We start from the raw sequence: 15,736 nt of genomic DNA, 5'->3' as shown, positions 1-15,736 counted from the left end.
GTTTAACTTGCAATATCTTCTGCATATTTATAAAGCGCATGAAGTTGTTTTAATTTCTCTTCATTATCGCTATGTTCTTCTGCTAATAACTGAATAGTATTAAAATACTCAGTGAGTTTTTCTGGTGTTAACATCTCTTTGCGATGAGCAAGCCAGCGCTGTTGCTCGTCATAATTTAATGTTGCTGGATAATTTCTGGCGCGATAACGGAAAAATAGCGGCTCCATTCTTGCATCTTCAAACGTTAAATCTAATGCGGGTAGGTTTTGTGGTGGCGTTGTTCGAATAATTTCCATTGCACTACGATCATTATCGCTAAAAAAGCCATTATATAACTGTGAATCAACGTTATCAGAAACAACAAAAGGTGCTTGTTCAGTAAAGATTTCAACCACTTTATTGCGTATTTCTGGATGCGAAAATAGTAATGCTTGGTTTCTTAAACATTGTTCAACATCTAAGCCAATTCTGTCAGCATCTTGTGCTCGTAGTGTATTTTGTGGTGCAACGATAGGGCACTTATTAATATGCAATAACTTTATTGGAACCGGAGGTTCATCGGCAGATAATTCTTTGCGAGGTGTATATAAACGCTCGCGTAATTGTTCTGAAGTTAACGTTAATAAGGGTGAAATATCAGCAGATAAATCGCAAACAATAACCGCATTACGATTATCAGGATGCCACGCAAGAGGTGCAATAAGGCTTAAATTAGAGCGAGCAGCACCAAACATACCAGATACATGAACAATTGGTGTCATTGCTGGAATGTCAATTAATGCCTGTACTTTACGCTTATCACGTAGATTAAAAAAATAATCAAACATACGAGGCTGTGCTTGTTTTAATTTTTTAGCCATTGCAATGGTGGCATAAACATCTGACATCGCATCATGTGCATTTTCATGTGAAATACCATTTGCCTTAGTTAACAGCTCTAATTTAAAACTTGGAAATCCTTCTTCATTTTCAGGCCAAATAATGCCTTCAGGGCGTAATGCATAACACGCACGTAAAACATCAAGTAAATCCCAACGAGAATTCCCTTTTTGCCAACTATAAGCATAAGGATCGTAAAAATTACGATAGAGAATATTACGAGTAACTTCATCGTCAAAACGTAAGTTGTTGTAGCCCATAATGCAACTATTTGGTTGACTAAATGCTTGATGAATTTGTCGTGTAAATTCAGCTTCATTAATCCCATTTTTTAGAGCTATTTGGGGCGTGATCCCTGTAATCATCACTGCTTCTGGCTGAGGAAGGTAATCGTCATTAGGCTGGCAATAAATAACAAGAGGATCTTCTATAATATTAAAATCCATATCGGTTCTTACACCCGCAAATTGAGCAGGGCGATCCATCGCGGGATGTTTACCGAACGTCTCGTAATCATGAATGTAAAATGTGGGTGTTTTCGCTGAGTTAGACAAGATTTCCTACCGTAATTTTATTGGTTTAATGCATTGATTTCTAAACGATACATTAAGTATTTAAATTGGTCGTAATTGGTTTTTCACTAATATATTTTGTCCCTATAAGTGTTATTGGGTATACAAGTGAATTCAAATGCATAGATTACTAGCAATGCTAATCAATATCTTGCCATGGTAAACCATATTCAAAGAAACATGAAATGGCAGAGTGTGTAAGAAAGCAGATTAAGATAAATATTGACGGGTTATAAAGTTGAAGCTTATCCAATAAATCAGAAAGTTTAGCTAGCTGTTATTCAGTCAATAAAGTCATGTGATAAGGGTGTTAGTTTGTGCGTTTGAATACGCCATTGTATAGCGTATGATAAAAGTAGATCTAACGCACATAACCCAATTTGTTAACGTTAACTTTTGTGCTTTGTATCACACAATGATAACGATATTGTTTGTTATGAGCTAAGTTAACGTTAACATTTGCAGGTGAAATAATTCTATAAGGCGCTTAACCATGAACAAAGACTCTAAAAAATACTATGCTATTCTAAGTGCATTGCTATTTTTCTTCTTCTTTACGTGGTCTTCATCATTCTCATTAGTCTCTATCTGGTTAAACCAATATGTAGGATTAAAAGCAACAGATACAGGATTAATATTCTCTGCAATTTCGCTTATCGCATTATGTGCTCAGCCGCTGTATGGCTTTATTCAGGATAAACTAGGGCTAAGAAAGAACTTACTGTTAGTTATTGCAGTATTACTTATTCTTTCTGGACCCTTCTTTCTTGGCTTCGCTTCTATATTACGATGGAATATTTTTGTCGGTTCTATTTTGGGCGGTCTATATGTCGGCATGACCTTTAATGCGGGAATAGGGGTCTTAGAGTCATATACTGAGCGTGTAAGCCGTATTCGTGGTTTTGAATATGGTAGAGCAAGAATGTGGGGATCATTAGGGTGGGCATCTGCAACATTTATTGCAGGTCACAATATTAATATTGATCCTAACTACAATTTTGTTATGGCGTCTATCTCTGGTGTGGTTTTCCTTATTCTACTTACATTATTAAAAACGGGTAAATCAGACGCTTTTAACCAATTAGAACATGGCAAAACCTCAGCAATAACAGTAAAAGATGCACTGAATTTACTCTCACTGCCACGCTTTTGGGCACTTATATTATTTGTAATTGGTACCTGTGTTTATGGTGTTTATGACCAACAGTTCCCTGTTTTCTTTTCATCTCAATTTGCGACCTTGCAACAAGGTAATGAGATGTATGGATATCTGAATTCATTGCAGGTGTTCTTAGAAGCGGGTGGTATGTTTGTGGCGCCATTTGTGGTGAATAGAATTGGTGCAAAAAACGGCTTATTACTTGCCAGCAGTGTTATGGCAGCACGTATTATTGGTTCTGGATTAGTTGAAGGACCAGTGATGATATCTTGTATGAAACTACTTCATGCGGTTGAATTACCAATTTTATTAATCTCAATTTTTAAATATAACAGCCAACACTTTGATAAGCGGTTATCTTCGACACTCTATTTAGTTGGTTTTCAGTGTGTGAGTTCTATCGTTGCCACATTATTATCCCCATTAGCAGGTTATGGATATGACCATTATGGTTTTGCGCCAACTTATATGGTGATGGGGTGCATTGTTATAGGAACGACGTTGATGTCAGTTATCTGTTTACGTGCGGATGATAAAGCGTTGCCATCAGGCGAAGTAGAAAAAAAAGATTTACCGTCTAATAAAGCTCAAGCCGTTTAATTGATATCGTCTTTTCTTTTGTTCGCTTTTGATTGCCAGTTTATTTTGTCAGTAAATGAAATATTTATCTCCACCCTGTTGGCAAATATGCTGACAGGGTGTTTTTTTGGGAAGAACATGATGAGTAATTACTTTCGTTGCGATGGTGGTAGAGAAGCATTTGAGCTTCATCACGTTAAGCCTATTAGTGAAGGTGGTGGTGTTTATGGTATAGATAATATCCGTGTTACCACGCCAAAGCGTCATATTGATATCCATAGCGAAAATAAAATGAAACTAAAAAATAGCATTAATGATTATACAGAAACTGAATTTAAACAGCTTATTGAAGCTATAATCAATTGTGAAGATGATGAAAAAACACAAGATAATAATTTAGAACATTTTATTAAAATCACAGAGCACCCTGAAGGTTCTGATCTTATTTATTATCCAGAAAACAATAATGATGGGAGTGTAACCGCTATTATTAAAGAAGTTAAAGAATGGCGAGCTAAAAATGGCAAGCCTGGATTTAAAAAAGGTTAACCATTACTCTCAGCTGGAACGTTATCGAGCGTTAGGTGTACCCGATGGAATTGAAGATAAATCAGTTTGGAATAATGCGCATACCGTAACTTTAGAAGACTATAATATTAATAAATGGACCCAGCATTTTCATACGCCTGAGGCTATAGAAGCATATGAAAAATCTCAGGAGATAAAATAATGATCGATTTAAAAAGCATTTATCAAAATGAAAGTGTAGAAGATGTACTCTTATATTTTTCGCCCAAAACGACATACCCAAGTATTGATCGTTGTTACGTGAGATATAAATTTGAAGTTGTTGAAAAGGCTATACTTATAAAAACAATGGGTAAGCTTTTACAGGAAGGTAAATTAGCTAAAGATAAAAAAGGTCTAACAATTAAAGGCCCTAACTGGCAAGAACCCCAATTTGTCACTCAAAAAAAATATGGCATTGAGTAGCTTTCAACCCACATATAAATTGACTCCTAATAATGCGGATTTTTCATAACTTATAGAGAGTTTACTCGCTAAATATTATTGACTATATTTAAAATATGCTGTTGAGCTAATTAGCTGTTTATTAAACGAAATCAATTAATTTTGTAAACTTTGCTTGTTTATTGACACGATTAAGCGATAATCTTAAACAGAGCTATTTATCTTAAATATCAATTGTAAAGGTGCAGGAAATGGATAACGCAAGCAAGCCGTCTTTCCAAAACGTACTGGAGTTTGTGCGTATGTTTCGTCGTAAAAACAAAATCCGTCGTGAAATCACTGACAATGAGAAAAAGATCCGTGATAACCAAAAACGTGTTCTTTTATTAGACAACTTAAGTGAATATATTAAACCAGGTATGTCGATAGAAGATGTATTGGGTATTATCGCTAATATGCGTAGCGACTATGAAGATCGCGTTGATGATTACATCATTAAAAATGCAGACTTATCCAAAGAACGTCGTGAATTGTCTAAACAATTGAAAGCGATGGGTGAGATGAAAAATATTCCTGATATAAAAGATTAATTATATTAGGTAGCAAACTTAATGCCTCTGAGAACTCAGGGGCTTTTTTTATGGCTTTAGCATATAAAAAGTAAAGGTTTTGTACTGAGGTAAAATAAGTATCTTACAGATATTCTTATTGTGGGATAAAAGAAAAAGAACCCGCAATTAGCGGGTTCTTTATTAGCTGTAATTCAATAGAACAATACTATTTATTACGATTAGTTTTGGCTTTCAGCCTTAGTCATTACAGAAGAAGCTTGATTGGTTGCACTATGGCCGCCAGCACCACTGCGACCTTGCTTATCAAAAGCAGGGCGTTCTTCCCAAGCTTTAATGTCAATGGCTACAGCTTCTTCATTAGAAGCAGCAGCTTTTGTCATTGGTGAGCTAGCATGTAACTGACGCACAACTTGAAGGTTAGGTTGAGTTTCTACATTAACAGCCGGTGTTACTGGTGCTGTTTCAACTTTTTCTTCTTGCTGATGTTGCTCAGTCTCATTACTGCTTGTTACTACCACGACTTCATTATCTTTAGCCGTAGTTTCAACGACATTTTCCACAATGGTTTCAGCGATGGTTTCAACAGCAGGTTCTAGCGCTGTTTCCACTGCCGTTTCAGTTACAGTTTCAGTTGTAGTTTCAACAGCAGGCTGAGTATCGACACTATTTTCTGTAACAGTAGGTTGGCACTCTTCATGCGATTCTACTGCGACACTCTCTTCTTCTGTTTCTTGCACATCTTCAACTATTGGCGCTTTAGCTTCTGTTATTTCAGTTTGTTGTGATGCTTCATGCATTTCATGCATATAAGCTTCAGTTGTATTTAAGACCGCTGAAATGTTCTCTTTGCGCGTAACACTTTCTTCAGTATTAATTTCAGCAACAACATTGTTGATAACGTCGGTTGCTGCTGTTTTCTCTTCAACACTTGGTTGAACTTCAACAGCAATAATCTCAGCAACAGCCTCTGTTGTTGGTGCAGTTTCTTGGCTTACAGTAACAGCAATAGTTGCAGGTGTTTGCTCTGCTTGAGCAACGTTAGCAACAATGGCATCTGATGCTTCAGGCGTAATCGCAATAACAGCTGGTTCAGCATGAGAAATAAAGTGATTTGCTGCATTATTATCAACAAATTGCTCATCACTTATTGGCGTTACCGGGTAACGGATCCACACTTTACCAGAGGCTAATTCTGGTGATGCAGCTGCCATAGTTAATGGAACAGGTGATGTGGTTAGTGTGCGTTCGTCACGATAACGACGGCGACGTTGTCCACTCACACGCAAATGACGAGGAGAACGGCGAGAACGACGCGGCATAACGTTATCTTGTTGTGCGTTGTTGTCTTCTTGTTTCACATCATCTTGTTGTTTTACTGCTTCTGGCGCTGCTTTTGGTGCTTGTGCATCACTGTTATCTGTTTTGCTTATTACTACTGCTTTAGGTGATTGTACTTTTTCAGCAACAACCGCTTTTGGCGTAGTTTGAGCAACAGCTGCTTCAGATTCTGCTTTATCTAATGCAGGAACTGGCGCTGCAACAACAGGGAGTACCGCAGTGCCATCAGTAACACGAACAGATTGCGTTAATTGACGACGAGTACGGCGTTGCATTACAGGGCGACGCACTTCCTCTTTTTTCTCTGTATCATCTTTATTTGCAGCGATTTCATCACTTTCTTCTGTTTGTACTGCTTGCGCTTTAGCGGCTTCTAACTGTTGCTGACGTTTTTCTTCTTGGCGACGACGTTGCTCTGCACGTTGATCACGGCGTTGTTGACGACGCGCTTCGCGTTCTGCAATCTCTTGTTCACTCATTGCTTCAGTTGAAGTGTTTGGTGCTTTTTGATTGCGGTTTTTGCGATTTTCTTCGCTAGCTACATTATCGCGACTGCGTTCGTTATCACGATTACGTTCATTATCGCGGTTACGTTCATTATCGCGGTTACGTTCGTTATCACGATCACGACGATTGTTATTATTACGGCGATTGTTGTTATTACGACGATCACGACGGTTGTCGTTATTACTCTCTCTTTTATTTTCCTGTGGTTTTTCGGGTTCAACAACAGGTTCTGGTTTGCTACCAAATAAATTAGAGAAGAATTTCGCAATACAAGTAAAGAAGCCATCGCCCTGTGTTTTTTCTGATTCAGCAGGTTTGGCTGGTTCAGAAGGGGCTTTTGCATTGTTAACCACTTCGGTCGTGCTTTCTGGTTGTAAAGCAAATGCAGAAATAGCAGGTTGCTCTGGTGCTTTACGCTCAGTAACAACTTCATCTTCAGCTTCACTTGAGTGGCTTTCATGGAATGATGCCAAGTTATAGCTGAGCGAGGTGATCTCTTCGCCTTTACGCACACGGATAACAGAGAAGTGTGGTGTTTGCATTTGGTCATTTGGAACAACAACCACTTTTACATTTGATTGACGTAGTTCAATATCAGTCACGGCTTTACGTTTTTCGTTAAGCAAGTAAGAGGCTATTTGAACCGGTACTATCGCATGAACTTCATGGGTATTTTCTTTTAGCGCTTCTTCTTCGATTAGACGGAGCACTGAAAGTGACAGTGATTCGTTATCACGAATCGTTCCTGTGCCTAAGCAGCGAGGACAAACGTGATGGCTAGATTCACCTAATGAAGGGCTTAAGCGCTGACGAGACATCTCTAACAGCCCAAAGCGAGAAATTCGACCGATTTGAATACGTGCGCGATCTTGACGAACAGCTTCACGCATTCTGTTTTCAACTTCACGTTGATGACGAACAGGCGTCATATCGATAAAGTCGATAACAATTAAGCCACCAAGGTCACGTAAACGTAACTGGCGAGCAATTTCATCTGCCGCTTCTAGGTTGGTATTAAATGCCGTTTCTTCGATATCGCCACCACGAGTTGAACGTGATGAGTTAATATCGATGGCAGTTAATGCCTCAGTGGTATCAATAACTAATGCACCACCAGAAGGTAAGCGTACTTCACGCTGAAATGCAGATTCAATTTGTGATTCGATTTGATAATGACTAAACAGTGGAACCGCACCTGTGTAGTGGCGAATTTTGCTAGCAAAATCACCACGACCAATTGCTTCGATATGGCTACGAGCCATTTCCACTACTTTTGCATTATCAATTAAGATTTCGCCAATATCTGGACGCAGATAATCGCGGAAAGCGCGAACGATTACGTTACTTTCTTGGTGAATTAAAAAAGGTGCAGGACGGTTCTCTGCGGCTTTTTTAATCGCATCCCAGTGTCTTAAACGGTAGCTTAAATCTTGTTGAAGTGCTTCTGCTGATTTACCTACACCCGCAGTACGAACAATAAGACCCATACCATCTGGAATTTCAAGACTTGATAACGCTTCTTTCAGCTCAGTACGGTCTTCCCCCTCAATACGACGAGAAATACCACCTGCACGTGGGTTATTTGGCATTAATACTAAATAACTACCTGCAAGGCTGATAAAAGTGGTTAATGCCGCACCTTTATTGCCACGCTCTTCTTTATCCACTTGAACAATAACTTCTTGGCCTTCTTTTAATACATCTTTGATGTTAGGACGACCATGAGAGTGATAATTACTAGGAAAATATTCGCGGGCAATTTCTTTGATGGGAAGGAAACCATGACGCTCCGCACCATAATCAACAAAAGCGGCTTCTAGGCTGGGTTCAATTCGAGTGATTTTACCTTTATAGATGTTAGCTTTCTTTTGTTCATGACCGGGGCTTTCGATATCCAAATCATACAAGCGTTGCCCATCCACGAGGGCAACACGCAACTCTTCCTGTTGAGTTGCGTTAATTAGCATTCTTTTCATATTGTGACTTACTCGTTATTTTCACGTTTTATAATCTGCCACTAACATACGTAATTACACTACTGATAACCGATGACCTCGTGTCTTTTACAAAGGCGCCAACCTCACGGTTGTCGATTGTATAGAGGTGCAATATGTCGGTGAGTCTGATTTTCAGTTCTAAAATTCAGCACTCTTTAATTGAAACGTACTGTTCCAACTCAGTAAGCGATGTATTTGTGGCATACTAAATTGTTTGATATTCGACTATGTCTTACGCCATTGCTGCATTTTGAATATCAAACAAACAAAATTTTCATAAATATACCTGATAAACATAATCAGGAGACTCTGCATTATTCCATTGGTGTTAGGGTTATAGCAAGATGACTTTTCCGCTTTGGTGACTTTTTCTGTATAAATATGAGAGATTAGCTAATGTTTCGTCTTTTTCCCATTAATCAGGTTAAAATAGAAGACAGAATTGATGTTATTTTGTGCACCATTAAGTTATTTGTAATTTTTATTATAAGAGAGTCCAAGAATCGCCACTATGAAATCATTTAATCAAGTTCAGTTCGTCACCATTGATGGCGATGAAGCAGGCCAGCGTATCGACAACTTTTTACTGGCACGCTTAAAAGGTGTACCAAAAAGTATGATTTACCGAATTATTCGCAAAGGTGAAGTTCGGGCAAACAAAGGGCGAATTAAACCTGAATATAAACTCAATGCAGGGGATATTATTCGAATTCCACCTGTTAGAGTATCTGAAAAAGAAGAAATTGCAGTTTCACCTAAGCTAGGCAAGGTCGCCGCATTATCTGAATGTATTCTTTATGAAGATGAACATCTTATGTTGATCAATAAGCCTTCTGGTACCGCGGTTCATGGTGGAAGCGGATTAAGCTTTGGTGTTATTGAAGGTTTGCGAGCATTACGCCCTGAAGCACGATTTTTAGAGCTTGTGCATCGCCTTGATAGAGATACATCGGGAGTATTGTTAATTGCCAAAAAACGTTCTGCATTACGTGCACTGCATGAGCAATTACGTTTAAAACAGATGCAAAAAGATTATCTAGCGCTAGTGAGAGGGGAATGGCAATCGCATACTAAAGTCATTCAAGCTCCATTATTGAAAAATATTCTACAAAGTGGCGAGCGAATTGTAAAAGTGAGCAGTGAAGGAAAACCTTCAGAAACGCGCTTTAAAGTAGAAGAGCGGTTTGAATTTGCAACATTAGTAAAAGCGAGCCCTGTAACAGGTAGAACACATCAGATCCGTGTACATGCGTTACACGCAGGTCATCCTATTGCTTTTGATGATCGCTATGGTGATCGTGAATTTGACGCACAATTAGCATCAACAAAGCTAAATCGCCTATTTTTACATGCCAGTTCGCTGACTTTTACGCATCCATCTACGGGTGAACAAATGCGCATTGAAGCACCAATGGATAATAAATTACGTCAATGTTTATTGATGTTGCGTAAAATTAAATCTTAAACTTTGATTTATCAATCAAATAACATGCGCCCAATTTTGGGCGTATGTGCATAGTCATTTACCTTTAATCCAATGGCTGAATTGAGACTAACCCTCTAAACCTTCTAGGTTTGTCATACACTGTTCAACAATGGCATCAATGTTCCACTCTTTAGGTATGCCTTTATTCGGTTCTTTACGCATTTCTGTATCAACACGAATAAATTCTGCAATTCCACGTTCTTTAATAATATTGGTGTAAGTACAACCACATACTTCAGTGATTTTAGGAATTAATGTCTGATCAGAAACGCCTGAGCCTAAAACACAGCTATTGACGAAGTTTTTTTGAAACTCAGAGACATCTTCTTTTTCATCAGAGCAACCCGAAAGGCTCGTGGCGAGAATAAGGGCGGCTAACACGGATATTAATTTATTCATGATAAGTTTTATCGCTACAAAAAATTAAAAAATAAGATGATCAAAATTATTTCTGATTATCTGCAAAAAGTAAGGGGTTGATCCCTTGTGAAAGTAACATTTTATTCAATTGGATGAGTGGTAATCCAATTAAAGAATTAGGATCATCACCTATCAATTTATCAAATAGTGTAATCCCTAAACCCTCAGATTTAAAACTTCCAGCGCAATAAAAAGGCAATTCTTTATTTAAATAGCCGATAATTTCATCATCTGTTAAATGACGAAAATAAACTTGGAATAATTCGCAATGGCTTTCATATTGTAACGTCAAGCTATTGTATAGCGTTAATCCGGTATAAAAAGAGACGCATTGACCAGATGCTTGTTTTAATTGAGCAAAGGCATTCTCAAAATTAAGTGGTTTACCCGTGATATTTTTATTCAGCACACAGACCTGATCTGAGCCAATAATTAAGTGATGAGGAAATTTTGCTTGTAAAGCGCTGGCTTTTTCATAGGATAAGCGGGTGACAAGATCTTGTGCGCACTCTGTGGGCTTAGGTGTCTCGTCAACCTCTGGAGATGCCTGTATAAAGGGCATTCCAAGCTTTTTCAGCAACTCAGCTCGAAAGGGTGAAGTAGACGCAAGAATAAGAGGCAACATATTTTTTTTAAAATCCGTAGCAAAATGATGCCTGACATTCTAAACTATGCGCCGCTGATAAAGCGAATTTTGGTGGAAAGGTGTAGATAAACCGCCTTTTTCTTTGACTATATTCCATTACAAAGATAATATGCGCGCCTTATGCAAAAGGTAAAATTACCCCTGACCATTGATGCGCTGCGAACAGCCCAGAAGAAATTAGACTATAACGGTCACTATTCTCCTGAGCAGGTTAGCCGCGTAGCTGAATCAGTGGTCAGTGTGGACAGTGATATAGATGTGACTTTATCTTTCGATATCGACCATCAACGTTTGGCAGTTATTAAAGGGCATTCCGATGTGGATGTGACTTTAGAGTGTCAGCGTTGTGGCGGTCATTATCCGTACCATGTTCACTCAACATATTGTTTTAGCCCTGTTGTCAGTGATGAACGGGCTGAGGCATTACCGGAAGAGTATGAACCAGTCGACGTAGACGAATTTGGTGAAATAAATTTGCTGGCAATGATTGAAGATGAAATAATCCTCAACTTGCCGGTGGTTCCGGTACATGATTTTGAACACTGTGAAGTGTCCGACGCGGAACAGGTTTTCGGCGAACTCCCTGAGGAATTATCAGAGAAACCGAATCCATTTGCCGTATTAGCCAGTTTAAAGAAAAGTACTAAGGAGTAAGGTCAATGGCCGTACAACAAAACAAACCAACTCGTTCTAAACGTGGTATGCGTCGTTCTCATGACGCGCTGACAGCAACTCAAGTTTCTGTTGACAAAACTACTGGTGAAACTCACCTGCGTCACCATGTAACTGCTGACGGTTACTACCGTGGCCGCAAGGTTATCAACAAGTAATTAGCTTTATAACTCGTTGATACTTTGACAAATCTAACCATAGCGTTAGATGCGATGGGCGGGGACTTCGGTCCTCGCATCACAGTGCCTGCTTGTTTGCGGGCGCTGGCATCTAATCCTCATTTAAAAATATTGCTGGTAGGTCAACCAGACTCAATATCTCCTCTGCTTGCAAATCAAAATGCTGAGCTAATCTCCCGTTTGCACGTTATACCAGCTGAACATATTGTCGCCAATGATGCCAAACCTTCACAAGCTATTAGAGCAAGTAAAGGTACATCAATGCGGGTGGCTCTTGATCTGGTAAAGACAGGTGAAGCACAAGCATGTGTTAGCGCAGGTAATACAGGTGTATTGATGGGGCTGGCAAAACTTCGCCTTAGTGCTATTGATGGAATTGAACGTCCTGCTCTCGTTTCTGTGCTACCTAATCAGAAAAACAGCAAGACAGTGGTTCTTGATTTAGGTGCTAACGTCAACTGTGATAGCAAAATGTTGGTGCAATTTGCAGTGATGGGTGCAGTGATGGCTGAAGAAATCGCAGGAATTGATTCACCCAAAGTTGCTCTTTTGAATATTGGTGAAGAAGAGAGTAAGGGGTTAGATAATATCCGCGAAGCCGCTACTATACTTAGGGCTACACCCAATGTTAATTATATTGGTTATGTTGAAGGTAATGAATTACTGACAGGCAAAACTGATGTTTTGGTGTGTGACGGCTTCGCAGGTAATGTCTCCCTTAAAACAATGGAAGGGGTTATCAGAGTTTTCCTTTCATTGATTAAATCTTCTACTACTGAAAACAAGAAAACCTCGTGGTGGATGAAAATATTGAAGAAGTGGTTACAAAAGCGGCTAATTAAGCGTTTTGGACACATGAACCCCGACCAGTATAACGGTGCTTCTCTGTTAGGATTACGCGGTATCGTCATTAAGAGCCATGGTGGCGCAAATGAAAACGCGTTTACAGCAGCAATAGAACAGGCTGTTCAAGCGATAGAGCGTCAGATCCCAGAACGGATCGCCTCACGTTTGAAGACAGTATTACCCAAGAGTGATTGACAGAATGTATACAAAAATCTTAGGTACTGGTAGTTTCTTGCCTGTACAAGTGCGGACTAATGCCGATTTAGAAAAAATGGTTGATACCTCTGATGAGTGGATTGTCAGCAGAACAGGTATTCATGAACGTCGAATTGCAACCGAAGAAGAAACCGTTGCTGTAATGGGCGCGGGTGCGGCTGAAAATGCATTGGAAATGGCGGGTATTGATAGACAAGATATCGGATTGATTATTGTTGCAACAACCTCTGGTTCACACGCGTTTCCAAGTGCTGCATGCCAAATTCAAAATGCACTAGGTATTGCAGATTGTGCCGCTTTTGATGTTGCTGCTGCTTGCTCCGGTTTTGTTTATGCATTAAGTATTGCAGATCAATTTATTAAAGCGGGTTCTGTAAAACATGCGTTAGTTATTGGTGCAGATAGATTATCACACGCATTAGATCCTAATGATCGTGGCACAATTATTTTATTTGGTGACGCTGCGGGTGCCGTCGTTGTTGGCGCATCTCAAGAGCCAGGAATTGTTTCTACACATTTACATTCTGATGGGCGTTTTGGTGAGTTATTAACACTGCCTTATCAGGATAGAGAAAACCAAGATGCTTCTGCTTATGTCACGATGGCAGGCAATGAAGTATTTAAAGTTGCAGTTCGTGAGCTTGCCCATATCGTGGACGAGACACTTGAAGCCAATAATATTGATAAATCTGAACTCGACTGGCTTGTGCCTCATCAGGCAAATTTAAGAATTATTTCAGCAACAGCGAAAAAGCTGGATATGACAATGGATAAAGTGGTGGTGACATTAGATCGCCACGGCAATACATCAGCAGCATCAGTACCTACAGCGTTAGATGAAGCTGTAAGAGACAATCGCATTAAACGTGGTCAATTAATTTTACTTGAAGCGTTTGGTGGCGGTTTTACTTGGGGCTCAGCACTTATCCGTTTTTAATATTATCAGGAAAATAAACATGACTGATTTTGCAATGATCTTCCCTGGACAGGGATCTCAAACTATCGGAATGCTTGCCGAACTTGCTGAGCAATATCCAGTAGTGACAGAAACATTTGCTCAAGCTTCTGATGTGTTGGGTTATTCTCTTTGGGATTTAGTTCAAAATGGTCCTGAAGAAGAGTTAAACAAGACATGGAAAACACAGCCTGCATTGTTAGCAGCCTCTGTTGCCGTATGGCGTGTATGGCAAGAAAAACAAGGCAAAATGCCACAACTGATGGCGGGTCACAGTCTTGGTGAATATTCTGCATTAGTGTGTGCTGGCGTTATTGATTTCGCAGCAGCAATTAAATTAGTAGAATTACGCGGTCAATTAATGCAAGAAGCTGTACCAGCAGGTACTGGTGCAATGTATGCCATTATTGGTCTAGATAATGACGCTATTGCAAAAGCCTGTGAAGACGCAGCACAAGGGCAAGTGGTTTCACCGGTTAACTTTAATTCACCGGGGCAAGTGGTTATCGCTGGTAACAAAGAAGCGGTAGAGCGTGCGGGTGCATTATGTAAAGAAGCAGGTGCAAAACGTGCATTACCTTTAGCGGTTAGTGTACCTTCTCACTGTGCGTTAATGGCTCCAGCAGCAGAGAAACTGGCTATTGCATTGCAAGAAATTGAATTCAAACAACCTGAAATTCAAGTTGTTAATAATGTTGATGTGAAAGCGCAAACAGATGCGAATGCTATCCGTGATGCATTAGTTCGTCAGTTATATAATCCAGTACGCTGGACTGAGACGGTTGAACTTATTGCTGAGAAAGGCATCACACAACTATTAGAAATGGGACCGGGTAAAGTATTAACTGGTTTAACAAAACGCATTTCTAAAGAAATGAACGCTGTAGCGGTTAATGATGTTGTATCATTAGACGCTGCATTAGGAAATGACTGAGGGATCTCATGGGATTTGACGGAAAAATAGCACTAGTTACTGGTGCAAGCCGTGGTATTGGCCGTGCGATTGCAGAAGATTTAGTTGCACGTGGCACAACAGTAATTGGTACAGCAACGAGTGAAAACGGTGCGCAAGCTATCACTGATTATTTAGCCGGTAAGGGTAAAGGTTTTGTGTTAAATGTCACAGAAAACGACTCTATCGAGAAATTTTTAGCGGATGTGCGTGCTGAATTTGGCGAAATTGATATTTTAGTCAATAATGCAGGTATTACTCGTGATAACCTGTTGATGCGCATGAAAGATGATGAGTGGCAAGATATCATTGACACTAATCTTTCATCAGTCTTCCGTCTGTCTAAGGCAGTTATGCGTGCTATGATGAAAAAACGTTATGGTCGTATAATTACTATTGGTTCTGTTGTTGGAACTATGGGTAATGCAGGACAGGCAAACTACGCGGCGGCAAAAGCGGGTGTGATTGGTTTTAGTAAATCATTAGCACGCGAAGTTGCTTCCCGAGGCATTACGGTAAATGTTGTTGCTCCTGGTTTTATTGAAACTGATATGACTAAAGCACTGACAGACGACCAAAGAGCGGGTATTTTATCTCAGGTTCCTGCTAACCGTTTAGGTGATGCCAAAGAGATTGCCAGTGCTGTAGCTTTCTTAGCTTCTGATGAAGCAAGCTATATCACAGGTGAAACATTACATGTCAATGGCGGCATGTATATGATCTAATTATGGGGACGTCTTTATATTTGCTTTTTGCGTACATTATAATGCAAAATATAGCGAATAAAGT

The 15,736-nt window shown here is 39.5% G+C and carries 16 protein-coding genes and 1 pseudogene; 13 read left to right on the top strand and 4 right to left on the bottom strand.

Annotated elements, in window-relative coordinates:
* Window positions 1-2: 2 nt before the first annotated feature.
* A complete protein-coding gene (gene sbcB / locus ABN099_RS09630) occupies window positions 3-1,433 on the bottom strand; it encodes an exodeoxyribonuclease I (RefSeq protein ID WP_349463477.1) in 1,431 nt (476 codons plus the stop codon).
* 511 nt (window positions 1,434-1,944) lie between these two features.
* On the opposite strand from sbcB, the gene ABN099_RS09625 reads away from it, so the two are divergent.
* The 6 genes and pseudogenes from ABN099_RS09625 to tmaR all read left to right on the top strand — a co-directional run bounded on the left by ABN099_RS09625 (window position 1,945) and on the right by tmaR (window position 4,751).
* Complete coding sequence (locus ABN099_RS09625) at window positions 1,945-3,210, top strand: MFS transporter (RefSeq protein WP_349463475.1); 1,266 nt, start codon at window positions 1,945-1,947, stop codon at window positions 3,208-3,210.
* An 87-nt stretch (window positions 3,211-3,297) separates the two neighbouring features.
* Window positions 3,298-3,459: pseudogene (locus ABN099_RS09620) on the top strand (HNH endonuclease signature motif containing protein); the annotation flags it as partial.
* Window positions 3,460-3,480: 21 nt separating this feature from the next.
* The gene (locus ABN099_RS09615) at window positions 3,481-3,738 is read left to right on the top strand and encodes a bacteriocin immunity protein (RefSeq protein WP_349463521.1); all 258 of its coding nucleotides are present in this window, start codon (window positions 3,481-3,483) and stop codon (window positions 3,736-3,738) included.
* Window positions 3,710-3,919: a hypothetical protein gene (locus ABN099_RS09610; RefSeq protein ID WP_349463474.1), complete on the top strand. Its 210-nt coding sequence runs from the start codon at window positions 3,710-3,712 to the stop codon at window positions 3,917-3,919. Before ABN099_RS09615 ends, ABN099_RS09610 begins: the two co-directional genes overlap by 29 nt.
* Window positions 3,919-4,182, top strand: a complete 264-nt coding sequence (locus ABN099_RS09605) for an immunity protein (RefSeq protein ID WP_349463472.1) — start codon at window positions 3,919-3,921, stop codon at window positions 4,180-4,182. The genes ABN099_RS09610 and ABN099_RS09605 overlap by 1 nt, the downstream gene beginning before the upstream one ends.
* 230 nt (window positions 4,183-4,412) lie before the next feature.
* Window positions 4,413-4,751, top strand: coding sequence for a PTS system regulator TmaR (gene tmaR, locus ABN099_RS09600; protein WP_349463471.1), 339 nt, complete (start codon window positions 4,413-4,415; stop codon window positions 4,749-4,751).
* Window positions 4,752-4,951: 200 nt separating this feature from the next.
* Here tmaR and rne read toward each other — a convergent pair whose 3' ends face one another.
* Complete coding sequence (gene rne / locus ABN099_RS09595; RefSeq protein WP_349463470.1) at window positions 4,952-8,554, bottom strand: ribonuclease E; 3,603 nt, start codon at window positions 8,552-8,554, stop codon at window positions 4,952-4,954.
* Between the two features lie 532 nt (window positions 8,555-9,086).
* Between rne and rluC the strand changes: the two genes are divergently transcribed.
* Window positions 9,087-10,040 (top strand): 23S rRNA pseudouridine(955/2504/2580) synthase RluC, encoded by a 954-nt coding sequence (gene rluC / locus ABN099_RS09590; protein ID WP_349463468.1) that lies wholly within the window; start codon window positions 9,087-9,089, stop codon window positions 10,038-10,040.
* 87 nt (window positions 10,041-10,127) lie between these two features.
* On the opposite strand, the gene ABN099_RS09585 is transcribed toward rluC, so the two are convergent.
* Complete coding sequence (locus ABN099_RS09585) at window positions 10,128-10,460, bottom strand: hypothetical protein (protein ID WP_349463466.1); 333 nt, start codon at window positions 10,458-10,460, stop codon at window positions 10,128-10,130.
* A gap of 46 nt (window positions 10,461-10,506) precedes the next feature.
* Window positions 10,507-11,106, bottom strand: a complete 600-nt coding sequence (locus tag ABN099_RS09580) for a Maf family protein (protein WP_349463465.1) — start codon at window positions 11,104-11,106, stop codon at window positions 10,507-10,509.
* Between the two features lie 141 nt (window positions 11,107-11,247).
* On the opposite strand from ABN099_RS09580, the gene yceD reads away from it, so the two are divergent.
* From yceD to fabG, 6 genes are read left to right on the top strand one after another with little or no spacing between them, the layout of a single operon-like run.
* Window positions 11,248-11,781 (top strand): 23S rRNA accumulation protein YceD, encoded by a 534-nt coding sequence (yceD, locus tag ABN099_RS09575; protein WP_349463464.1) that lies wholly within the window; start codon window positions 11,248-11,250, stop codon window positions 11,779-11,781.
* Between the two features lie 5 nt (window positions 11,782-11,786).
* Complete coding sequence (gene rpmF / locus ABN099_RS09570) at window positions 11,787-11,957, top strand: 50S ribosomal protein L32 (RefSeq protein ID WP_064719612.1); 171 nt, start codon at window positions 11,787-11,789, stop codon at window positions 11,955-11,957.
* A 24-nt stretch (window positions 11,958-11,981) separates the two neighbouring features.
* Entirely contained in the window at window positions 11,982-13,019 is a 1,038-nt protein-coding gene (gene plsX / locus ABN099_RS09565) for a phosphate acyltransferase PlsX (protein ID WP_349463462.1), read from the top strand.
* Between the two features lie 4 nt (window positions 13,020-13,023).
* Window positions 13,024-13,977 (top strand): beta-ketoacyl-ACP synthase III, encoded by a 954-nt coding sequence (locus ABN099_RS09560; protein ID WP_349463461.1) that lies wholly within the window; start codon window positions 13,024-13,026, stop codon window positions 13,975-13,977.
* Window positions 13,978-13,996: 19 nt separating this feature from the next.
* Window positions 13,997-14,929, top strand: coding sequence for an ACP S-malonyltransferase (fabD, locus tag ABN099_RS09555; RefSeq protein WP_349463460.1), 933 nt, complete (start codon window positions 13,997-13,999; stop codon window positions 14,927-14,929).
* Between the two features lie 8 nt (window positions 14,930-14,937).
* Entirely contained in the window at window positions 14,938-15,672 is a 735-nt protein-coding gene (fabG, locus tag ABN099_RS09550; RefSeq protein WP_349463459.1) for a 3-oxoacyl-ACP reductase FabG, read from the top strand.
* The last annotated feature ends 64 nt before the right edge of the window (window positions 15,673-15,736 follow it).

It is taken from the genome of Proteus hauseri, from assembly GCF_040139125.1.
Classification (GTDB): domain Bacteria; phylum Pseudomonadota; class Gammaproteobacteria; order Enterobacterales; family Enterobacteriaceae; genus Proteus; species Proteus hauseri_B.
Note: the sequence above shows the minus strand (reverse complement) of the source record. Positions and strands in the feature narration are given on the sequence as shown.